Genomic DNA, 23,664 nt, shown 5'->3' with positions numbered 1-23,664 from the left:
TCTAATGGTTCTTCTCCATTTTTTTATCTAATTGGTAATGTTGAAAATCGGAAGTGAAATGATACTTTCAAAGAATTCATTTTGGACACTAGCAAATGAAATAGAGCCCTGATGCAAATCAACAATTTGTTTTGAAATTTTTAACCCAATTCCAGTCGTTCTAATTTTAGAAATATCAATGTTTTTAAAAGATAATTCATTAAGTTCAGCAATTTTTTCTGGTGAAGCTCCCTGTCCATTATCTTTGATTTCGACAATTACATTTGTATCTTTTTTGAATAAGTGGATTCTTATTGTGCAACCCTTTTCGTTATGTAAAACAGAGTTGTAGATGATATTATGGATAACTCTTGTGATTAAAAATTGCTCAATCATGATAGATTGATTAACAAGTGAATCATCGTAATCAAATTCAAATTCAAAATCATTCCAGATTTCTTGATTTAAAATATGGATGAGAATGTCTTTGAAGAAGGGGATAATGTTTGTTTCAGTCTGATTTAATTGAAGATGACCGGATGAAAGGCGAGCTACTATATTTAGATCATTTAAAATATTTTGGATGTAATAGGATTCCGTCAATATTGGGGGAATATGTTTTTTAGACTGTGCATCTAGTTCAGAATCATTTAACAAGGACGCGTTAGAAATGATGACAGAAAGAGGTGTTTTGATATCGTGTGCAATACCTGAAATCCATTGCTCTTTAAAGTCTTCATTCTCTTTGAGTAGAGTATCGGTTTGATTAATTGCAGTTGTAAGATATTCTAGTTCTGATATAGAATTTATTGGATTTTTCAAACCATCTGGGAGATTCTGAATAGCAGTTACAAGAGGCGCAATTTTACGATTGATATGCGTCACACCATAGTAGTAAAGAAAAGCGAAATAAAGGCAGTTGAAAAGCAATACTCCAAATGCTACTAGCGGAATCAGGCGAATACTATCTATATCTAAGTAATTATAACTATAACGAGCAATTTTATCTTTTGGAAAACCAACAACAATGATGTAGCCACCTTTTATCTGACTAAAAACAGGATAATCTGAAAGATAATAGCGAGAAAATTGTAAAATGTCCCCATAGTCAAATTGCGAAGGAACTTCTGTAGGTTTATACTGTTCGTACACTTGTTTTCCAGTCTGCTTATCCAATACCATGAGCCATAACTTTTGTTCTTTTAGACTAGAAATATCATTTCTAGGTATGTGGACGTTATTTTTTGTGATGGTAATGTGTTCAGAAATTATTTTCACAGTCTCAGTAGCAGTTTGCTTTTCCCTAATGTAGAAAACAAAACTGGCAATTAGAAGAATATTGGTAATAAAGATAATGATGGAAAAAAAGATAAATTTCTTTAGTGAATACCTTAAAATTTTGGTTTGGTTCATAATCATGATAACAATTTATATCCCAGCCCTTTAGCTGTCTTTAAATATTGAGGTTTTGAAGGATTTTCTTCTATTTTTTCTCGAATTTTCCGAATATGTACAGTCAAAGAATTTTCATAACCAAAGCTATCCACTCCCCAAATCGTATCACAGAGAGATTCGGTTGAAACGATGTAATTTTTATTATCGTAAAGTTTTTTCAAAATCTGAATTTCAATTGGCGTAATAGAAATTTCTGCTCCATTTTTTTGTACTGTTGCATTCCGAAAACTCACCACAGTCTGCCCAATCTGTATTGATTCTTGTTCTGATTTATAGCTTCTCCGGAGCAGAGCCATAATACGATAGATAAGATTTTTTGGAACGAAGGGTTTCATGACATAATCATCACCACCAGCATTGAAACCAGCTATCTCATCTTCAGGATTATTTTTGGCAGTCAGAAAGAGGATAGGAGTATCGCCTTTTTTTCGGATATGTTTTGCTAATGTGTAGCCATCACCATCGGGTAGCATAATGTCCAAAAGGAAAAGGTCGAACTGCTCTATTTCAATCATGTCCAAACTAGATTCTATATCATAGGCTGATGTTAGATTGGAAAATCCGTAGGCAGTGAGAATATCTCTTATGGAAGAGTTTAAAATTTTATCGTCATCAATGATAAGGATGTGCTTATTCAGGAGTTGTTGTTCGAAACTCATAATCTTACCTCGCTTACTTAAATTATACCATTTAAAAGAGTGAAAAAAAGAAAAATACTTTAATCTTAATGTAAAATTAAGGTTAGCTTAGTTTAAAATTAATCTAGCATGTCTATAATAAAGACATAACCTAGATAGAGATACTTCTCAAATTAATTTTAATCAGTGAGGTATTTCCAAATGGTTAAACAACAAATGAATCTCGTTGAGATTGAAGCAATGAATTCTCTTCAAGAATTGACTCTTGAAGAACTTGATAACGTTCTTGGTGCTGGTGGTGGAGTAATCCAAATCCATTTTATTCAGACAAAACAATGGTAATAGTGACTCACCAATTAGATATTGTGAATTATGTTGATTCTATCATTTTTGTTGATAAGAGTAGTAGAGATGTTATCAAAGATACTCATGATAATTTGATTCATGGAAATCAAAATTATAGAAAATTTTTTAGTTTAATGGAGGAAGTTCATAATGATTAGTAATGTTTTACAGATAAAAAACTTACAAAAGGAATTTAAGGACACTCAGGTAGTTAACCTTAGTTCCTTATCAGTTCAACAAGGTGAGATTTATGGTTTTCTAGGTCCAAATGGAGCTGGGAAAACAACCACCATGAAGATGATTTTGTCTTTGATTTCTCGTACAGCTGGGGATATTGAAGTGTTCGGTCAATCCATAGGTACGGACAAGCAGTATCTTAATCAGATTGGCTCTATGATTGAAGAACCGTCTTATTATCCTAATTTGACAGGCTATGAAAATCTCTTGGTTTTCCAAAAAATCCTTGGATTTGATAAGAAAAATATTCAGGAAACCTTGAAAATTGTTGGGTTAGATCAACCTAAAAACAAGAAAAAATTGGTTAAAGATTATTCTCTGGGTATGAAACAGCGTTTGGCTTTAGCCTTTGCCTTAGTCAAGAAACCGCGTTTGTTGATACTGGATGAACCAACTAACGGGCTAGACCCAGCAGGGATTCATGAAATTCGGGAACTGATTATCAAGTTGGCAAAAGAACAGGGCATTACTGTCTTCATCTCTACCCATATCCTTTCTGAAGTAGAGCATATCGCTGACCGTGTAGGGATTATCAATCATGGTCAACTCGTTTACGAGGGAGAAATTCGTAAAATTCAGTCCAATAAATGGCTGGAAGTGCGTGGGGATTTTAGAGGTCGACGTGAAGCCATTAGCCAAGTGTTATTTGGTTATCCGTGCAAGATGTTAGAAATACATGAGGATAAACTCAAGCTGACTAACCTTGCCGACCAGCAGATTTCTAGTTTGTTACGAGATTTAATAGTCGAGAAAGTTCCAATTTATGAAGTGAAGCAAGAACAAGAAACCTTGGAATCTATCTTCCTCAACTTAACCAAGGAGTGAGTCTTATGTTGAATAATTTGTCTATTGAATTGCTCAAGGCAAAACGAACCAAATCCTTCTTCATTATCATACTAGTTATGGGAGTCGGATTTGCTTGGGCAATTGCAGCCGCTACACGTTACCTAAGTAATCCAGACATGCACCAGATTAACCTAATTTTCTATATGATAAAAGAAGTAAATGGCTTGATTCTCCCTATCGTGATTGCTCTCTTTGTATCCCGGATTGTCAAGAACGAGAAGGAGGGCAACACTTTCAAACTGCTTTTGGCAAATGGTGAAAATGTACGGCATATCTTTCTGAGTAAGCTTGGCCTGACTATGTTCGTTTTGACCTTTCTCGCTATTTTGGAGGGAGTAGTAGTCCAGTTGATTGCAAACTTTTCTGGTCTAGAAATGCCTGTTAGCCTAATCCTCTGGCAAATCGTCATTTTCTTGCTAGCCTCTTTTGTCTTAACCTGTCTGTTTTTGACTTTGCAGTTTTTACTGAAAAAGCAGGCATTGATAATGGCATTAGGGATTTTCGGAGGATTTCTTGGAGTTGGATTTGGTCATGCAACAGCTTTTCTACAGCTGATTTTCCCATTTGGTGGTATAGCATATCTGTCTCTGGTGGATTACCAGAAAGTCGCCAGTCAAGTGAGTTATGTTTTGGCGACAAACCTAGGATTTAAACTCTTTACATATTTGCCAATAGCCCTAATCTATCTCTTCTTATCTCTCTATCTAGTTGAAAAGAAAGGAGGCAAGCTATGATGTCTTATCTATCAGTAGAATGGCGGAAAACCCAAAAATTTTCCATGTTGATGATTGGTATTTTCTTCTTAGCTTTTTGTAGCCTGATTGGTCTTGGTATTTACTTAGGTGCAGCTTATTCTATGGTTGCAGAAAGTGAAAAAGTGCCTGTTTTATGGGGACAATTGACCTTCTATTATAGCCAGCTTTTCTTTCCGATTTTGGTCAGCCTTTATGTAGCCATGATGTTAGGAAAAGAGTTTGATAGAAAAAATATTGAATTTCTCAGAGCTAATAATGTCAGTCTTGGGAAATTATTATTGGCAAAAGAAATAGTAATTATCTTGTTTATTGCTGTTTTACAGTTGTTCTTGTTTGGTATTTTTTATGTAAGTGCTCACCTAGCTCATTTAGAAATTTCTAATTTGTTCACCTATCTCAAGTGGGATTTATTGGGGATTTTTGGAACAATTAGTATGATGGCAGTGCAGTTTTTTGTAACAGCTAAAACTCGTGTTTTCAGTAAATCTGTGGGAATTGGTGCTATTGGTACTTTCATAGGATTTATGATGATTTTTGTATCAGATAAATTATCTTTAATCTATCCCTACTCCCAAGCTATGGTGGCAATGCGGTCACGGAATTTGATTGACTTTAATTTAGTGGAAATATTGCTGTTTATCATTGTAAATATTCTTCTGTGGGGGATTTTTCATACATTGAGTAATAAAGAATTGCATAAGTAATGCGAAGACTCTTCGGAGTCTTTTTCTTGTGATAAAAGCTCCAAGCTTTATCTGGTATGCTTGACCTACTTTTTAATTGGGCACTATAAAAATTTTTCTCGAAAATAAGAAACTTGCACGATTTACTCATTACTTAGCCAATACTAGAGTTTATACTAGTTACTGTAATGATGATCATCTAAAAGAAGGAAGGAGGCAACCTTATGTCTAAAAATACAAGTCGTCCAGAGATTGATTCTCTAAGTTTCGAGGTTGAAAACCAAGAACTTTCCGGGAAATCAGGAGCTAGTGGTGCATAGCTTTTAAAATGACACTAGCAGGTCGCTGTGGATTGTGTTTCACCTGTTCCTATGAGTATACGAGAAATAATGTTTGTTGTTAGATAAAACAAAAGGAAAATTCTTGAGTTTTATTGCAAAACATTGACAACACTTTGATTTGGTGTTATATTTACGAGGAGAAATACAAATGAAACAAGACCATTTTGAGATTGATTCTTTGGATTATGAAATTAATAGCCAAGAGTTAAATATTAAATATACTGCTGGGTGACGTACGACTGTTAGATTAACAGTACAAGGTCGCTGTGGTTGGTGGTTTACATATTCTTATGAATGTACTTCGCCAAACGTGCGCTGTGGATAAAACTACCTCTATTTTTTGATAGGAGGATAAAATGGAAGGAATTATTGGAACACTAGAATTCTATGCACCTGTACTGGTCTTAGGAGTTATTGTCATAGGGATTGTTTACTTTATGAAAAAAAGAAACGATCGCAAATAATCAACATCGACCGATACCTGAAAAAGGTATCGGTTTTTTATAACTTGAATATACTGCACAAAATACTCATGGAAAACCTTGAAAGAAACCGTATAATGAGAGAGTAATAAAGAAACGGAGGAATGAAATGATGAAACAGCTTATTGTGACAGGATTAACGAAAACATTTGGTCAAGGGGATAATATCGTTCATGCTTTATTAGATGTGAACTTGTCCGTTGAAAAAGGTGAATTTCTGGCAATTATGGGTGCCAGTGGTAGTGGAAAAACAACACTCCTCAACTGTATTTCAACGATTGATAAACCAACATCAGGTGAGATTCGATTTGAAGATTTTGACATCATCCATGCCAAGGAAAATGAACTAGCTGACTATCGTGCTAAAAACATTTCCTATATTTTCCAAGCCTACAACTTGGTGGAAACCTTGACGGTCTATGAAAATATCATTCTACCTCTTCAAATTCAGGGGAAAAATATCAAAAAACATCAGTATAAGATTGAGGAAATTTTGGATAAGTTGGCCATTCAAAACTTAAAAGATAAGTTTCCTAATCAGTTATCAGGTGGCCAGCGACAACGTGTGGCAACTGCTAGAGCCTTGATTGATGATTCTAAACTGATTATCGCAGATGAGCCGACAGGAGCCTTGGACTCTGCCAATTCTGAAAAACTGATGGCACTTTTGCAGGAAATCAATAAAAGTTTTGGTATTACCATTTTACTGGTTACGCATGACCCTGCCGCAGCCAAGTACTCTTCACGGATGGTGCTACTTAGCGATGGAAAGATTATGGATGATTTGGAACGTAACAGCTTATCTAATGAACAGTATTTGCAAGAGATTTACAGCCGTACCAGATAGGAGGAAGAGAGTATGTATCCAAAATTAATTTTACGAAATGTATTTCGAAATTTACAGACTTACACCATCTACTTTTTCAGTCTAACCTTGATTTATAGCTTGCTCTATGCTTTTAATGCTTTACCAAGCCATCCAGTGATGCAAAGTTTATCAGGGGCAAAGGAAATGTTGACGACGGTGATGAGTCAGTACATGGGCTTGCTTTCCTATCTGATTCTATCGGCGATTGCCTTTCTCGTCGTTTATTCCACAAACTTTGTCCTGGGACGTCGTAAGAAAGAGCTGGGACTTTATGCAACGCTGGGAATGAAGAAGAAGCAGATTATCCGTACCCTGTTCTTTGAAACCATGCTGGTCAATATCTTTTCCTTGATTCTAGGTTTCTTGCTTGGCTTGATTTTACTGGTCATTCTATCTAAGGTTGCATCTGAGTTTTTTATGGCCAATTACTTTGGTAGTCTGTTTTTTTTTGATAGCAAGTCTGTCATCTTACTAGTTTATTCCTATTTGGTAACCAGTTTTATTGTTGGTGTCATGGACATTCTTACCTTTAGAAAGCAAAATATCATTGCACTCATTCAAGAAAATGGGGTCAAGAAATCTGTCTTGGCAAAAGGCAAGCCAGTTCTTCAAGCACTTCTCTTTATTCTTTCGACAGCTGTTATCGGTTTTGGTGCTCTCTATTTTTCAGACTATCACCATCTATCATTCTTGAAAAGCTGGGGTATCTTGCTGGTATCTGTCTTCGTGATTTTTGTGATTTTATTTTACAATACCTTGAGCCATTTTATCTTGGTTTCCCTTAGAAAACTGCCTCAAACCTACTATAACAAACTAAACAGTTTTAAAATTCGTCAATTTTCAAAACAAGCTGATAGTAATTCGGTAACGTTGGCTGTCTTATCCTTGACCTTGACACTGGCTCTCAGCTTACTAGTTTTTAGTGGTAGTGCCTATACGACTATGAACCGAGAGCTGAACAAATACTCACCTTATGATGTAACTGTCAATCTTTATCGTGGTCAAGAGTTCCAGTTTTCTCAGGAATCTGTCAAAGACAGATTGAAAGCAGATGGATTTGACTTTAACCTTATCAAAGAGGAGTACAGCTATCCTATCTATTCTAGTGATTTAACCTATAAAGATTTGATTGATACTAGCAATCTCTGGGCGCATGATAAGGAACTTCCTGAATCAAAAGTACCGATTTTAGGAATTTCTGCCTACAATCATCTCCGCAAACTGCAAGGGGAAAAAGCGGTTGACTTGGCAGATAACCAATTTCTGGTCAATGCAAACTATAAAGGAACTGCCAAGCAGATCCAGGACTTTCTATCAACGACCAAAACCCTCATGATTAACGGTCATTCTCTCAACCTTGCCTCTTCGAATCCACTTGAAACAGTTTACTTTTTATCGTCAGTGGGTACAAATGATACAGGAACCTTAATTGTACCAGATAAGGTAGTAGTTGGATTGACGGAAGACCACACGACCTATGTTGCCAATTTCAAAGAAAATATCGACAAACGGAAAGTAGAAACATTCTTAAGTCAGTGGATAGAAAAATACTACTTCATTCGTGATGGAGCAGAGTTGAATCCGTTCACCTATCAAACCAAAGGAAGAATTTTTGAGATTTATCTTGGATTTATGGGCGTCATTGTCTTTGTCATGATTTTTGTCAGTGTTATTTTTATCATTATTTCCCTCAGTATCTTGTCCCTTCAAACTTCTACAAGTGCTTTGGATAGTGTCAATGATTATCAAATCTTATATCTTCTTGGGAATAAGAGGAAGCAAAATCGCTCTATTCTTTTGCAACAGATTCTAAGTTATTTCTTGGTTCCGCTGGTCATCGCAGGTCCGCTAGCATTTGCCTTGAGTACCGCTCTTTTGGGCTATTTTGAGAATTTCGCTAATACCAGCATTTCTATTGATATCACCTATCTGGGAGTAGCGGTTTTACTCTTTGTCCTTTACTTGCTAGTGACTTACAGAGTAAGTTGGCAAATTATTGAAAATTAAGTCAAATAACAGAGTTGCCTATCCTGCAATTCTGGTATTGTGTTATAATAATATTAAAGTAGTTCAGGAAGTAGATACATATGAAACAGTTTGTCAAATTGTTCTCGAAAAACTCACTTTTATTGTGGTGGTTGACGATTTTGAATCATCTAGCTTTAATGATTTATATTTATCATAGGATCCCTCTGGACTTTTCGACAGATTTTTCCTTGCAGATGGTTTTATTGCTGATTATTGCTTTAATTGTATTTAGCTATATTTGTAATATTGTGACCTTTCGGTATAGTGAGTTGAAACTTTGGTTGCTCCTGATGATGTTTCTCATTAGCTGGCAATCCATATTTAATCAAGGAGTTGCGAGCACCCTGTTGCACTTTTTTGATATTCTTCATCCGCTCAACTCTTTTTTATTGCTGTATAGTTCTCTGTCTATTATCTTTCTGGGAGAGAAAATAGGAGAAGAACTGTTGAGTGTGTCCTTTGTGTTGACACTAATCACCATTAGTTCATATCTGTTAAGTCCTTCAATTTTTCTATTTCTGTCCTTGTTTGCGTCTTTCTTTTTAAACCTTGTTCCCTTGATTTTACTGATTTTATATCATAAAGAGTTGAAAAGTAAACTCAAGTATCAGAGACGAAATTTGTGGATATTAGCTTTGATATTGCCTCTTTCTTATTTCTTTTTGTATATCAATACGACGGGCTCAGGAGTGATGAACCTAGTCTGGTATCTGGAAATTGTTGGCATTTTAGCTTTTTTACACTTCAAAACAATTATCAGCTCTTTTCAAAAAAAGGTATCAGAGTTAAAATTGTCCTATATAAAAGCTTTTTCACGCTTGTTTTTACTGGTTATGTTTTTGTTAGTAGGCATTTTCATCATCTTTCGTCTAGATTTAAACACGAGCTTTTTGGTCTTGAATATCATGTTACTATTGTTCGGGATTTGTTCGGAAGAATTAATTCGCCTCTTTCGTTCTGCTGAAATGCTAGATTCTAGGGATTATGTAAAAGTTCTCTTTTTAAAGCGTAACCGTATGGTGAAAAATCTGCTGGCAAATGAAGATACAGAACAACAGTTCTCCGAATTTCTTCACAATGAAATCCTGCAAAATGTTATGGCAATAAAAAATTTCAATAAATATAGTAGTAATCAAGTTTTTGGTGAACAGATCAATCTGGTAACAGAGGAGTTGGTTCAGCGGATTCGTGAGCGGATGGATTATTATCAGCCAATGGTAGAAACAGACGAGCAGTTAGACATCCAGTATCAAGGGTTGATTAATCGGATTGTCAAACGCTATCACGCAGAAAATGAAGTAGTCACACAGTTTCCTGCCCACTTTAGGCTTTTATCTCCTTACGATAAAATTGCCTATCGTCTGGTTGAGGAGTTGGCGACCAATGCCGTTAAGTATGCTAGTGGTGGAAGGATTTCTTTGAAGATTGATGTGCATGATGACGCTATTTTTATCATTTCTGAAAATGACTGCCTTCAAACAGAAAAATCCTTAGGTTATGGCTTGAAAAATATGTCTAATAAAATTAGTGTTTTAGGTGGTCAAATGCAGATTTTTGAAAATAATAAGAGATTTCGTGTAGAAATTACTCTCCCGATTGATAAGGAGTTGTGTTATGAAAATTTTGTTAATTGATGATCATAAATTATTTAGCCAAAGTATCAAGATGATTTTAGAGTTATCGGAAAACATTAAAAAGGTCCAGTTAGTGGATAATTTTTCGACTATTTCGGAGATTGCTTTTAATGACTACGACATTATTTTGATTGACATCAACCTGACGAGTCTGTATCAAGATGATGGGCTGACCTTGGCACAAGAGATTATCGATAATGGTTGTTCTAGTAAGGTTGTGATTTTGACAGGTTACAGTAAAAAAATGTATGAACACCGAGCTAAAGTTATGGGGGCTTATGGCTTTCTGGACAAAAGTGTGGACCCAGATGAGTTGGTGAAAAAACTGGAAAAGATTTATTTAGGTGGTAAGGTCTTTTCAGATGAAGTGATGGTAGAGGTGCTAACACCACGAGAAATCGAGATACTAGAACTGGTTAGAAATGGCTTGACCATTGATGATGTCTGTGACAAGGTCTATGTGAGTAAACGTACAGTTTCCAATCACTTGGCCAATATCTTTTCAAAATTGGGAGTGACTAACAGGCAGGAGGCGATTCACATCGCTGAGCAGTTGGGCTATTTTCCACCAGATTAAAAAGTTGCAGAAGATGCAGCTTTTTTAATTTATTTACAAAAATTACACATATTACTCATTCTAATAAACAGTAAATTTGATAATCTATTAGTAATTAAGGAGGAAATCATTATGTCTATGATATCTGAAAAATGGTTTGTATAAAAAAATTTATCAGACGGATTACTAATTTTGTAAGTTATATTGGCCACCTTCGGGTGGCATTTTTACTTCTGTGATACTTTTTTCAAGCTTTATCTGGTATTCTTGACTTAGTTTTTATAGAAAGAAGGTCTAAGATGTTAAATAAAGTCAAAACTAAAGCCTTAATTAGTGTTGTAACAGTAGCTGCAACTAGCTTTATTATCATGATGGGATATACTGCTGGTCAACATTCTACTGCTAAACAAAGTCGCAAAGAGATTGAATTGGCTGCAGCTAAACTTGTAGAGGATAAACAAGGAGAAGATAAAGCCAGCATTTTGTCATCAGATACTGTATTAGTACCCCAAATTCAAGAGAAAATTCGTCAGATAGCATCTCCAATAGATGCTGCTTTGGAGGGACGCAATCGACAAAATCCCTTGAGACCAGATTGGGAAGAGGTCAAAGATGAGGTGATGCTTCAGGCCCTTCGAATGAAATTTAGCCAGAATCCAGAAATCGCTGAAGAATTGCTAGCGACAGGAGATGCCATCCTCATCGAACATACGCGAAATGATGCCTACTGGGCTGATGGTGGAGATGGCTCTGGGAAGAACAAGCTAGGTCTTCTCCTGATGAAAGTACGGAAAGAGTTGAAAAACGCCACTCTGTAACCTCGCCTCTAGCTATTCCACCTATTTCATGCTAGAATAAAGAAAAACACATTTGGAGGCATTATGAATCAGACAGTGACTTATTTGCAGGAATTGACAGCCATTCCTTCACCGACCGGTTTTACACGGGAGATCGCAGACTACTTGGTCAAAACCATTGAAGGCTTTGGGTATGAAGTAACTCGGACTGCTAAGGGTGGCGTGAATGTCACCGTGCCTGGTGTGATCACAGACAAGCAACGCTATGTCACAGCCCATGTGGACACCTTGGGGGCTATTGTCCGCGCTGTGAAAGCAGATGGTCGCCTCAAGCTAGACCGTATCGGTGGTTTCCCTTGGAATATGATTGAAGGGGAAAATTGTACAGTCCATGTAGCCAATACAGGAAAGACCCATTCGGGGACAATTTTGGTCCATCAGACTTCATGTCACGTCTACAAGGATGCGGGAACTGTCGAACGGACCCAGGACAATATGGAAGTCCGTCTGGATGAAAAAGTGACCAATGAGAAAGAAACCCGTGCCCTTGGCATTGAAGTGGGTGATTTTGTCAGCTTTGATCCCCGGACCATTGTGACAGATACCGGCTTTATCAAATCTCGTCACTTGGATGACAAGGTGAGTGCAGCGATTCTCTTGAATCTTCTGCGCGTGTACAAGGAAGAACAGATCCAATTGCCAGTAACGACCACCTTTGCCTTTTCAGTCTTTGAAGAAGTGGGGCATGGTGCTAATTCTAGTATTCCGGCTGAAGTAGTAGAGTACTTGGCAGTGGACATGGGAGCTATGGGAGATGACCAAGCGACGGATGAATACACGGTATCCATCTGTGTCAAAGACGCTTCAGGACCGTATCACTACGAATTCCGTCAGCATTTGGTAGCCTTGGCAAAAGCCCAAGAAATCCCTTATAAGTTGGATATCTATCCTTTCTATGGATCAGATGCCTCTGCAGCCATGAGCGCAGGAGCAGAAGTCAAACATGCCCTCCTCGGAGCAGGTATCGAATCTAGCCACTCATATGAGCGGACTCACTTGGATTCTGTAGTCGCAACAGAGCGCATGGTCGATGCCTACCTCAAGAGCGACTTAGTAGATTAAAAATTGGAACTACTTTTGTGAACTAGTTTTAGAAAGAAAAAAATGTTTTTTCTTAGAAATAACATAAGAATTCTTTTTATATAATATCCAGTCCTTATAGTTTTTCAAATCAAAACTGAGACTTTCCGCCGTGAGAAAAGTGCTAGAAACACGATGGTTTCTAGCACTCGGGAGTTTTGAAACTTTAGGTTCAAAACTAAGTCATGGAACTTCGTAGAAGTTCGCTGACGTCCGTACTCACCTAAGGAAAGTCTCAAATAAGTTTTAAACTTAAATTAATAACTACTCTTCGGAGTAGTTTTTTTCATAATACAAAAATTTTCTGAAAATTCCTTTTCTTCTGAAAATCTTTGTGGTATAATCTTAAAATAAACTTAAAATTTCTTAAGGAGTTTTACATGAAAAAAAGAAATGTCATTGCACTTGCGGGAGTTGCCCTCCTTTCAGCAGGTATCCTAGCAGCTTGTTCGGGTGGTTCTAAATCATCTAGCTCAAGCAACGGTCAAAAATTCTCATATGTTTATGAGACTGAGCCAGAAAACCTAAACTATATCACATCTGGTAAAGCAGCAACCCACGATATCACTGGAAACTTGATTGATGGTTTGTTTGAAAATGATAAATACGGGAACTTGATTCCATCTCTTGCAAAAGATTGGACAGTTTCGCAAGATGGCTTGACTTATACTTATAAACTTCGTGACGATGCTAAATGGTATGATTCAGAAGGCGAAGAGTATGCGGATGTAACAGCTAAAGATTTCGTCACAGGTATCAAATATGCGGCTGATAACAAATCAGAAATGCTCTACATCATCCAAGATTCTATCAAAGGCTTGAATGACTACGTCAGTGGTAAAAATAAAGATTTCTCAGCTGTAGGAGTAAAAGCAGTTGATGATCATACCCTTCAAATCACTTTGAACCAACCAGAATCTTACTGGAACTCTAAATTGACTCTTGGGATCACTTTCCCTGTCAACGAAAAATTCGTGAAATCAAAAGGGGATAAATTCGCTCAAGCAAGTGACACCAGCTCTCTTCTTTACAATGGTCCTTACATCTTGAAGAGCTTTACTTCAAAATCTTCTATCGAAATGACCAAGAATGAAAACTACTGGGATAAAGACAAGGTCTACATCTCAGATGTGAAATTGGAATTCTACGATGGACAAGACCAAAGTAAATTGGCCAAATCATTCGGAGAAAATGCTCTTAGCTTGGCCAAACTCTTCCCAACTGGATCTGGTTATTCAGAGCAAGCCAAAGAATTCAAAGACGAAATCACCTACACTCCTCAAGACGCCGCTTCTTATGTTATTGGTACCAACATCGACCGTCAATCTTACAAACACACTGCTAAGAAGACCGATGAAGAAAAACAATCTACTAAGAAAGCTCTCTTGAACAAGGACTTCCGTCAAGCGATCAGCTTTGCCTTCAACCGTGAAGCGTATGCTGCTCAATTGAACGGAAAAGACGGAGCAAGTAAGATCATCCGTAACCTCTACATTCCACCAACATTTGTCCAAGCTAATGGCAAGACCTTTGGTGAAATGGTGAAAACTCAATTGGATACCTACGGAGATGAGTGGAAATCTACTAAACTAGACGATGGTCAAAATGGTCTCTTCGATGCTAAGAAAGCGAAGGAAGAGTTTGCAAAAGCGAAGACTGCCTTGGAAGCAGAAGGTGTGAAATTCCCAATTCACATCGATATGCCTGTAGACCAAACCACACCATCAAGAGTTCAACGGGTACAATCCTTCAAACAATCAGTTGAAGAAGCACTTGGTAAAGAAAATATCGTCATCGATATCCAAATGCTTTCGAAAGAAGACCTTCAAAACGTGACCCTCTTTGCCCCAAATGCGGCTGGCGAAGACTGGGATCTCTCTGATAATGTTGGATGGAGCCCTGACTACCAAGACCCATCAACTTACATGGATATCTTGAAAGCTTCATCTGGTGAAAATACTAAGACTTTCCTTGGATTTGACCCAAGTGAAAACAATGAAGCAGCTAAAAAAGTTGGTCTGTACGACTTTGAAAAGATGATCAAAGATGCTGGTGCAGAAACACAAGACGTTAACAAACGCTACGAAAAATATGCGGCAGCGCAAGCTTGGTTGACTGATAGCGCCCTTGTTATGCCAACTTCTTCATCAACAGGACGTCCATTCTTGACACGTATCGAACCATTCTCAGCTCCATTTGCATGGACTGGTGGTAAAGGAAAAGACCACGTGATCTACAAAGGAATGAAACTCCAAGATAAAGCTGTGACAACTGCTGACTACAACAAAGCCCTTGAAAAATGGCAAAAAGAACAAGCAGAGTCAAACAAAAAAGCACAAGAAGATCTTAAGAAACACGTTAAATAAGAATCGATAACCGAGGCTGATGCCTCGGTTTTTTGTGGGATCATTTGAATATCTAATTGATCTAAAAACGCTTACATAGTATAATAGGAGTGTTGATTACAAAAAGTGAGGAGATTGACATGAAAAAGAAAACAATGGTTTCCATTGTCGCATCAAGTTTATTGATCGCGCCGATGGTCTTGCATCAAGTAGCAGCAGCAGATGAGCAGACAGAAGAGCTAGCCCCATCGACAGAAGTGGTCCATGCTCCATCTACTGAAGCAAGACCGATAGCAAGTGACGCAAGTACTGTCACTAGTGAAGAAGCTGCAAGCTCGAATGAGGCATCGCTGGATCGGACAGCAGCTGCCAATCAAGTAGCACCTGCAACAGAAGCGCGCGCAGCACAAAGTGAGCCTACGGTTCCAGTAGCAAGTCTAGCAGCAACAAACAGGGAGACTGCACCTCAATCTGCTCCTCCTTCAGAAGCTCTGGCAACAAGTAATGATTTGGCAAAGGTTACAGGTAGCACCCTTGCAGCGGATCAGGCCTCTAAAGAGTTGACGGTCCAAGATGCTGTTAATGGCTTGCTTCAATGGGCAGCAACAGATCCTAGCCAATTGGGCCAAAGCCAAGCAGATCGCGAACGCTTTGCCAAGAGTTTAGGCTTGATTGAAAAATCTGATGATCTGACTCGTAAGGTTAGTCAGCCAGAATTGGCCAAGATGTATGAAACAGCTAAGAAACTATACGATGCCTACCGGGCTGAAAAGAAAAGTCCGCTCTTTTTAAATGGTCGTGCCCAGCCGATTTTCCCTTATACGACGGGAGAAAAAGAAGACCAAGACTACAAATATGAAGATAGCCAAATTGTACGCTTCCCAGTCTATGTCGAAACGGACTACGATACCGATGCAGATGGCAAGCCTGACTTAGTCAAAGCCATTGTTCAATTACCAAAAGCCGTAGCACAAGGCGATTTTAAGGCAGCCACTATTCTCGAAGCGCGCCCATACGTAGCGGGGACGCTCGATGAAAACTACGTCACTCTTGAAAGCCTGGGCCTTCCAACGGACGGTAGCTATGATATGAAGAAACTGCACAGCCAACCTGCAAAGAGACAGCCAGTAAGCAGTGAAACAACAGTAGAAGCAGCCAAAAAAGCCAAGGCATCGGATTGGTATTACTACAGTCCCTACGAGTATATCTATGACTACGAAGATCTGAACTGGTACGACTATTTCTTGGTCAGGGGCTATGCCTTTATCTCCAGCGCTGGACTTGGTACCAAGGGATCAGAAGGATTTAACACGACGGGGTCTGATCTCGAAATCAATGCCTTTAAGAATATCATCGAATGGGTCAATGGCAAACGCAAGGCCTACACCGATAAGACCAGCAATGTCGAAATCAAGGCAGACTGGGCAACAGGCAATGTCGCTATGACAGGTCTCTCCTGGGCTGGAACCACGACCTTTGGTGTGGCAGCGACAGGCGTAGAAGGCCTAAAGACCATCGTTCCAGCAGCAGGGATTGCCTCTTGGTATGATTATTTCAATAGCCAAGGAACCCAGTTTGGCAATGCGCCTTATAGTGATCTTTCATGGCTATCCCTCTACGTTAGCACGCGGATGCTGGACCAAGACGACTGGGCAGGGATTTGGCAAAACTATTCCAACTACATCAACCAATTGAACAAGGACCAGTACGCCCATGATCGTAACTACAGTGATGTCTGGAAGGAGCGGGATTATACCCTTCATCCGGAAAATCTCAAGACCAGCGCCCTGATCGTCCATGGCTTGAATGATGACAATGTCAAGACCAAGCACTTTGAACTTATGTACGATGCCCTCAAGAAAGCAGGACAAGATGTCAAGCTCTATCTTCACCAAGGAGATCACGTCTACCCAGCGGCTATGTCACGGGGATACGGCATCACCGCCAATGGTCAGGACTTTTATGACCTGCTCAATACCTGGCTGATCCATTACCTCTACGGAGTGGACAATCACGTCGAAAGCTTGCCAGCGGTCCTAGCTCAAAACAACTATGATCCAAGCAAGTGGACCAGCTATGATAACTGGAAGAGCAGTCAACGTCTCTTCTTGAATGCAAGCTCGAAACGTCTAGAAGAAACCATTTCTAGTGATTATGCGGCTGCAGGTGTTGAGATCGCTAACCGTAATGAAACTGTCAGCAAAGCCTCCTCTAAGGCCAATCTGACCTTCGTTTCTGATGTTACTGAGGACACTACGATCAAGGGCCACATCCCTGTTCATTTCAAAGCAGCTCTTGCCAAAGGTCAAGGAAAGAATTTCCAAATCAACGCCCTTTTGGTAGATGTGGCAGATGAGGACTTTGACGTGGTGGGAAATGGTAGCGTCAAGCAAGATAAAACAGCAGACGCTTTCTGGATGGGAAGCAATTTAAGCAACCTATCTGTTGCCGAATACGAAACCATCAAGACCAAGTACAAGGTGATTGCAAAAGGCTGGATCAACCTTGCGAACCCTGAGTCCGGCTACGATTCAGCCAGCTCAAGAAATAGTATCGAGCCAAAGGTGGGAGAATACCACGATTACACGGTTTATCTCCAACCAAATCTCTATACAGTTAAGAAAGGTCACAAGTTAGCGCTTGTTTTCAACACCTATGACCCGTCTGATTTAACAGTGGAGCATCCATATGAAGTGACCTTCAAGACAGATTCTATCCAGGCGGCGATTCCAATTGTCGAAAAGACACGTGCTCAAAAGGCAGCCTATGTGCCAAGTGCAACAGATACAGACTATGCGAATTTACCAGAAGTTGAAGGAGCTGCTCTAGTTGCTCCAGAAGTACACTACAAGCAAGAGTATACACTGCCAAGCCCAGAATACTTTGTCCAACCAAGCCAAACTCTTCCTGAAAAAGATGAACAGATGCAAACAGCATCAGCAAGACAAGAGCAATCTCATCTTACACTAGCTGTATCCTATGGCCCTCAATTTGTTTCACAAGGATTGGCAGAAGATCCTCAAGCTGCAACTCTTGTAGTGGGAGGAGAGAAAGCAGACCATACGCTTCCTCAAACAGGGAGCAAAGATCATGCTCTGGGTCTCTTAGGGGTGATCAGCCTAACAGCTTCTACCCTCATCTTTTGGCGCAATAAGAGAGAAGATGCCTAAGGAGTCCCCGTAGCAAATATTTCTAAAATGACATCATTTAGTGTAAAATAAAAGTAGAAATGCAGAATCAGTAGTCACTACTGAAAAAGGAGGAAATATGGCACACGTAATCACAGATGCAACTTTTGAACAAGAAACCAGCCAAGGCCTTGTCTTGATTGACTTTTGGGCAACTTGGTGTGGTCCATGCCGCATGCAAGCTCCAATCTTGGATCAGTTGGCAGAAGAAGTACATGAAGATGATTTGAAAATCTGTAAGATGGATGTAGATGAAAATCCAAATACAGCACGTCAATTCGGTATCATGTCGATCCCAACTCTTCTCTTTAAAAAAGATGGACAAGTTGTCAAACAAGTGGCTGGAGTTCATACGAAAGCCCAATTGAAAGAAATCATTGCAGAATTGAGCTAAAATGAAAACTCGTTTTCCATATTGGAAAACGAGTTTTCTTATGCTCTTTATTTCTTTTAAATAGACGCGACACCCATTGACAGCGCTTTCTTATAGTGCTAAAATGAAGCTGTATTTCCTATAAAATTTTTACAGGAAAAAATTCTCCTAGGAAGATGTAGATCCTAGGAGAAAATTACATTTATTGGTTATTGGCCCTCTGTATCTTGGGCTACCCAGACGCTGACGGAGCGCTCTGCCACTGGGAATTCGGCAGTACCGTCTTCTTGAACTTGGACAGTTTCGCTACAATTTTCTAAGATATCATAGTAGGTGAGACCTGCGTAGGATGAGCCGATCTCCATGACTTTTGTAGCAGCTTGGTTATTGGAAATCAAGCAGGCGATTGGTGCTGATTCTTCAGTACCTGAGCGTGTCCAACCGATGCAATTAGGATCATCGAAGTAGTCTGTTTGTTCCCCGTAGGCCAGATCTTTACGAACCCATAAGAGCCGATCGAGGACCTCTTGGAAACTTTCTTGCGCAAACTTGCCCTCGATACCGTAGTAGTCTCCATAGAAGACACAAGGCAAACCAGCTTCACGAAGTAAGATCAAGGCATAGGCTGCAGGCTTGAACCATTCTTCAATGGTAGATTCCAAGGCTTGCCCTCGTTGGGTATCATGGTTGTCCACAAAGGTTACGGCCTCTTCAGGATGATTCAGCGCCAGTGTTCCATCAAAAATAGTTCGAAGGTCGAAATTTTCACCCTCTTGACTAGCTCTAAAGAGGTTTTGGTGGAGGGCTACGTCGACCAGGTCATACAGGTAATCAATGCTTTCCAAGTACTCATCGTTAGTTTCTGTGTCGCCATTCCAAAATTCAGCAAAGACGTAGAAATCTTCACCATACTTTTGGGTAATATTGTGGATGAAATTCTTCATAAAGAAGGAGTCGATGTGTTTGACCGCATCCAGACGGAAACCTTCTACACCAGTCGTTTCGATAAACCAGTCAGCCCACTGGTCGAGATTTTCTACAACCTCTGGATGTTTGAAATCGATATCGGCATACATGAGGTAATCGTAGTTTCCATTCTCATTGTCTACCAGATCTCCATGAGCCCAACCTTTGTTGTCCCCTTGGATTTGGTAGATCCCATTCTTATTACGTGAAGCATCGTAGTCCGTACCGGTGAAGTGGTACCAATGCCAGTGGAAGTCATTATAGGCGCCATTTCGGCCATCAAAGGTGAATTTAGTCCATCCTTGAATGGTGAAGGGCTCAGTGAGAACCTTGTTTCGATCCATAGGATCGACCTCAACGACCTCGAATTCCTCTAAGCCATCAGCGGCAGCTTTATGGTTGAGTACGACATCGGCCATTGGTTGAATCCCAGCATCTTTGAGGGCTTGAATGGCTTGAAGATAATCGTCTTTGAAACCATATTTGGTACGAACCGTTCCTTTTTGATCGAACTCGCCCAAATCAAAGAGGTCATGGACTCCGTACCCAACGTCATTGTTAGAAGTAGCTTTAAAAGCAGGCGGCATCCAGACTTTACGAATACCCAAGTCTGCTAAGTGTTGCGCATCTTCAGCAAGACGCGTCCAGTGGTTCCCATCAGCGGGCAAATACCACTCAAAATATTGCATTAAGGTTTGATTTTCCATCGTTATTTCTTCTTTCATGTGAATGTCCCTATTTTACCAAAAATAGTTGGATGCGACAAACGTTTGCGCTGGAAGCAAGCCCTTTCTAAAAAAGAAATCGCATACATGAAAGAAATGAAGTGAGAATATAACATAATGGAGTCAGGCTCCGCTAGGACTGACTTTGAAAATGGTGAAAGGAGACCATTTTATGAAAAAAACAACTCTTGTTTCTCTACTCGTTGCAGGTTTACTGATTAGTCCTGCTGTACTCGCCCAGCATGTGCAAGCAGACCAAGTAAGTAGCACAACTACTGAGGAGACGGTGACTCCTTCTACGGCAAGTCCTGAAGTTACTGAAACAGTGACCTCAACACAAGGAGATACTAAAGAAATCGTACAGCCTGAAAAAGTGGAAGAGGTTTCAGAAACTAACAGACCAACCACTTCGCCAACCGCTCCGACAACTACTCCGACGACTGAGCTACATGAAGAACCTGCGTCAAGTTCAACGGTGGTGAGCGCTCTAACTGTTGAGCCCACTCTAACCAATCAGCCAAGCCTTGCGCCTGCGACGCCTACCGTTGGTAGTCAAGAGGAGCGCGCGATTCCAAAAGTAACCCAAGGAGACTTGGCTGAAATTACTGGTGCAACTGTAACCGACCAGTATCGTGAAAAAGAAGTCACTGTGACGGAGGCAGTCAATCAACTATTGAACTGGGCTTCAATCAAGGAAAATCAAGTCGGATCTACTGATAAAGATCGATTAGCTTTTGCCAAGAGCCTTGGGATGGTCAAGGAAGGAGTGGAGGGATCTGCTCCGGTCACCAATCTCACTTCAATGGTTGATGTAGCCAAACAGCTCCGTGCCGCTTACCGAGCTGACAAGAAGACACCTCTCTTTTTGAATGGCAAAGCACAACCTATTTTCCCATTTACGCCAGGGGACGATCCGGAGCATTACTCCTATGACAAGAGTGACATCGTCCGCTATATTGTCTATGTGGAAACTGATTATGATACGGATGGAGATGGCAAGCCTGACTTGGTCAAGACCTTCGTGCAGGTGCCAAAAGCTGCTGTCAATGGGGACTATAAAGCTGCGACCATTTTTGAAGCTAGTCCTTATGTAACAGGAACAACAGAAGAGCGTACCTTAGAGGCAATTGGCCTCAAAGAAGGTGGAAACTTCGATATGGCCAAGCTCTATGAAAAACCTGCCAAACGCCAAGCAACCAAGTCTGTTACGACAGAAGAAGTAGCCAAAGCAACTGATCCAAAGGATTGGTACTACGTCAATCCACGTGAAAGCTCTGAAGATTATACGCATTATGATTACGAAAATCTCAACTGGTACAATTATTTCTTAGTTCGTGGTTATGCAGTGGTGACCAGTAGTGGTTTGGGCTCAAAAGGATCAGACGGGATCAATACGACCGGCTCTGATCTTGAAGTGGCCGCATACAAGAATATCGTGGAGTGGCTCAACGGCAAACGCAAAGCCTACTCTGATAAGACTAGCAACCAGGAAGTTAAGGCAGACTGGTCCAACGGCAATGTCGCTATGACAGGCTTGTCTTGGGCAGGTACGACGACATTTGGTGTAGCGTCCACTGGGGTTGAAGGGCTCAAGACCATTGTGCCAGCCGCAGGGATTGCTAGTTGGTATGACCATTTCAACAGCCAAGGCTCTCCCCTTGATACAGGAGCTTCCAATGACCTTTCCTGGTTATCTGTCTATACCTCTGGTCGTATCCTTGACAAGGAAGATTGGGACAAGGTCAAGGATTACTATGCAGCCTATATCACCAAGCTCAATGAGCTCCAACACAAGGATGGTCATAATTACAACGAAGAATATGCTAAACGCGACTACACGCTCAATGCAGCCAATCTGAAAGCGGCCCCTCTCATTATCCAAGGGCTCAATGATGACAATGTCAAACCCAAACATTTTGAACTCATGTTAGAAGCCTATAAAAAGGCGGGGATCGATGCCAAGGTCTTGCTCCACCAGGGCAATCACATCTATCCATCTACTCGTTGGTCAGGGACAGAAGTCGCAGGCCAAGCCTTTAATGACCTGATGAATCTCTGGTATAGCCATTACCTCTACGGTATTGAAAATGGGATTGAAAACCTTCCACAAGTAACAGCTCAGGACAATCTAGATCCAAGTAAATGGCGTCGTTTTGATAAATGGGATACCAACAATGCCATCTCCGCTCGAATCTACTCTAAACGGGAGGATGTGACAGTAACTGGCGATTACTATGGTACAGGAAATAACTGGACTACACGTAACCAAGATGCAGCCTTCCATTCTTCCGAAGTGGCAGCTTCCTATGCAGCCACCGTCGACCAAGATGTCACCATCAAAGGCCATATTCCTGTGCATTTTAGCGCTGCTTTTGTCAAGGGAGACAAAAACCATGCCCATGTCAGTGCGACCCTGATGGATGTTTCAGACGAAGACTTTGATGTGGTCAAAGAAGAAATCACCTATGACAAAGACGGTTATAGCACGCGCACATTGGAAAAAGAAACCATCGATGAGACAGGCTACTGGAATGGTAGCAACCTTGAAACCTTGCCTCTCAAACGTTACAAGACCCACAAGGTTAAGAGTGTGGTGATTGCGCGTGGTTGGATGAATCTGGCCAATCCAGCATCTCGCTATGACTCAGCAAGTTCTAGTCATTCTATTGATCTGAAAGAAAATGAATATCATGATTACACCATGTATCTGCAACCAAATCTCTATACAGTGAAAAAAGGCCATCGACTGGTTTTGAGTTTGCACACCTATGATCCGGATTATATTTATTTTGCAGATCCTTATGAAGTGACCTTCAAGACAGATTCTATTTCTGCAACGATTCCAATCGTTGAAGACAGTCGGTCTCTCTTGTTCCGTTATCAACCAAGTGAAAAAGATACAGAGTATGCGTCATTGGCAGATCGGATCTTGCCAATTGCAACCATTCAACCAAAAGTAGATCCTGAACAAGACCCAAGTCCAGTAGATCAAGCAGAAAAACCAATTGTTCCAAGTAATCTAATGACGCCAACCAATCCAGCTGCTTCTGAAATTCCTCAAAAACCAAGCCACGGTCGAGATCCGATGGACTTCCGTAAGGAACAAAAAGAAGAAACTGCACAAGAATTGGCTCAAAGAGCTGATAAAGATGAGATAGAAGTGACAAGCCAACAAAACCTTCCAAAAACAGGTCAAGCAACAAGCCCTTGGACTCTCTTTGGCTTCCTAGGACTCATGCTCACCAGCCTGTTGTCACTTGGCAAAGCTCACAAAGATGAATAA

Annotated in this window: 16 protein-coding genes and 2 pseudogenes; 15 read left to right on the top strand and 3 right to left on the bottom strand. The window is 40.1% G+C overall.

The window, feature by feature from the left end; translation table 11 throughout:
• Nucleotides 1-27: 27 nt before the first annotated feature.
• Both HMPREF2918_RS06820 and HMPREF2918_RS06815 read right to left on the bottom strand, forming a co-directional pair.
• Nucleotides 28-1,398 carry a sensor histidine kinase gene (locus HMPREF2918_RS06820; protein WP_070594968.1) on the bottom strand — a complete coding sequence of 457 codons (1,371 nt, stop codon included), beginning with the start codon at nucleotides 1,396-1,398 and terminating at the stop codon, nucleotides 28-30.
• Nucleotides 1,395-2,093 carry a response regulator transcription factor gene (locus HMPREF2918_RS06815; RefSeq protein ID WP_070594967.1) on the bottom strand — a complete coding sequence of 233 codons (699 nt, stop codon included), beginning with the start codon at nucleotides 2,091-2,093 and terminating at the stop codon, nucleotides 1,395-1,397. Before HMPREF2918_RS06815 ends, HMPREF2918_RS06820 begins: the two co-directional genes overlap by 4 nt.
• A 180-nt stretch (nucleotides 2,094-2,273) precedes the next feature.
• Between HMPREF2918_RS06815 and HMPREF2918_RS06810 the strand changes: the two genes are divergently transcribed.
• The 14 genes and pseudogenes from HMPREF2918_RS06810 (at nucleotide 2,274) to trxA (ending at nucleotide 18,711) form a co-directional block, all read left to right on the top strand.
• Complete coding sequence (locus HMPREF2918_RS06810) at nucleotides 2,274-2,414, top strand: type A2 lanthipeptide (RefSeq protein WP_006149380.1); 141 nt, start codon at nucleotides 2,274-2,276, stop codon at nucleotides 2,412-2,414.
• 153 nt (nucleotides 2,415-2,567) lie between these two features.
• Nucleotides 2,568-3,479 (top strand): ABC transporter ATP-binding protein, encoded by a 912-nt coding sequence (locus tag HMPREF2918_RS06805; RefSeq protein ID WP_083307804.1) that lies wholly within the window; start codon nucleotides 2,568-2,570, stop codon nucleotides 3,477-3,479.
• Between the two features lie 5 nt (nucleotides 3,480-3,484).
• Nucleotides 3,485-4,234 (top strand): ABC transporter permease, encoded by a 750-nt coding sequence (locus HMPREF2918_RS06800; RefSeq protein ID WP_029689695.1) that lies wholly within the window; start codon nucleotides 3,485-3,487, stop codon nucleotides 4,232-4,234.
• Complete coding sequence (locus tag HMPREF2918_RS06795; RefSeq protein WP_070594966.1) at nucleotides 4,231-4,959, top strand: ABC transporter permease; 729 nt, start codon at nucleotides 4,231-4,233, stop codon at nucleotides 4,957-4,959. The genes HMPREF2918_RS06800 and HMPREF2918_RS06795 overlap by 4 nt, the downstream gene beginning before the upstream one ends.
• 567 nt (nucleotides 4,960-5,526) lie before the next feature.
• Nucleotides 5,527-5,604, top strand: a pseudogene (locus HMPREF2918_RS11805) (salivaricin M family lantibiotic); the annotation flags it as partial.
• 269 nt (nucleotides 5,605-5,873) lie between these two features.
• Nucleotides 5,874-6,608, top strand: coding sequence for an ABC transporter ATP-binding protein (locus tag HMPREF2918_RS06785; protein WP_083307812.1), 735 nt, complete (start codon nucleotides 5,874-5,876; stop codon nucleotides 6,606-6,608).
• A 12-nt stretch (nucleotides 6,609-6,620) separates the two neighbouring features.
• Entirely contained in the window at nucleotides 6,621-8,636 is a 2,016-nt protein-coding gene (locus tag HMPREF2918_RS06780) for an FtsX-like permease family protein (RefSeq protein WP_070594965.1), read from the top strand.
• 80 nt (nucleotides 8,637-8,716) lie between these two features.
• A complete protein-coding gene (locus tag HMPREF2918_RS06775) occupies nucleotides 8,717-10,291 on the top strand; it encodes a sensor histidine kinase (RefSeq protein WP_070587247.1) in 1,575 nt (524 codons plus the stop codon).
• Entirely contained in the window at nucleotides 10,272-10,868 is a 597-nt protein-coding gene (locus HMPREF2918_RS06770) for a response regulator transcription factor (protein ID WP_070594964.1), read from the top strand. The genes HMPREF2918_RS06775 and HMPREF2918_RS06770 overlap by 20 nt, the downstream gene beginning before the upstream one ends.
• 278 nt (nucleotides 10,869-11,146) lie before the next feature.
• A pseudogene (locus tag HMPREF2918_RS11800) lies at nucleotides 11,147-11,638 on the top strand (NADAR family protein); the annotation flags it as partial.
• A 90-nt stretch (nucleotides 11,639-11,728) separates the two neighbouring features.
• Complete coding sequence (locus tag HMPREF2918_RS06760; RefSeq protein WP_049506597.1) at nucleotides 11,729-12,766, top strand: M42 family metallopeptidase; 1,038 nt, start codon at nucleotides 11,729-11,731, stop codon at nucleotides 12,764-12,766.
• A gap of 398 nt (nucleotides 12,767-13,164) precedes the next feature.
• Nucleotides 13,165-15,150 carry a peptide ABC transporter substrate-binding protein gene (locus tag HMPREF2918_RS06755; RefSeq protein ID WP_023918412.1) on the top strand — a complete coding sequence of 662 codons (1,986 nt, stop codon included), beginning with the start codon at nucleotides 13,165-13,167 and terminating at the stop codon, nucleotides 15,148-15,150.
• Nucleotides 15,151-15,269: 119 nt separating this feature from the next.
• A complete protein-coding gene (locus tag HMPREF2918_RS06750) occupies nucleotides 15,270-18,299 on the top strand; it encodes a CocE/NonD family hydrolase (RefSeq protein WP_070594963.1) in 3,030 nt (1,009 codons plus the stop codon).
• Nucleotides 18,300-18,396: 97 nt separating this feature from the next.
• Nucleotides 18,397-18,711 (top strand): thioredoxin, encoded by a 315-nt coding sequence (trxA, locus tag HMPREF2918_RS06745; RefSeq protein WP_003002728.1) that lies wholly within the window; start codon nucleotides 18,397-18,399, stop codon nucleotides 18,709-18,711.
• Nucleotides 18,712-18,899: 188 nt separating this feature from the next.
• Here the strand turns inward: trxA and HMPREF2918_RS06740 are convergent, their stop codons facing one another.
• Complete coding sequence (locus HMPREF2918_RS06740) at nucleotides 18,900-20,381, bottom strand: alpha-amylase (RefSeq protein WP_083307802.1); 1,482 nt, start codon at nucleotides 20,379-20,381, stop codon at nucleotides 18,900-18,902.
• 172 nt (nucleotides 20,382-20,553) lie between these two features.
• Here HMPREF2918_RS06740 and HMPREF2918_RS06735 point away from each other — a divergent pair, with 172 nt between their 5' ends.
• Nucleotides 20,554-23,664, top strand: a complete 3,111-nt coding sequence (locus HMPREF2918_RS06735; protein WP_070594961.1) for a CocE/NonD family hydrolase — start codon at nucleotides 20,554-20,556, stop codon at nucleotides 23,662-23,664.

The organism is Streptococcus sp. HMSC065C01, from assembly GCF_001813525.1.
GTDB lineage: Bacteria > Bacillota > Bacilli > Lactobacillales > Streptococcaceae > Streptococcus > Streptococcus parasanguinis_V.
The sequence above is the reverse complement of the archived record's forward strand: the minus strand, read 5'-3'. Positions and strand labels throughout refer to the sequence as shown.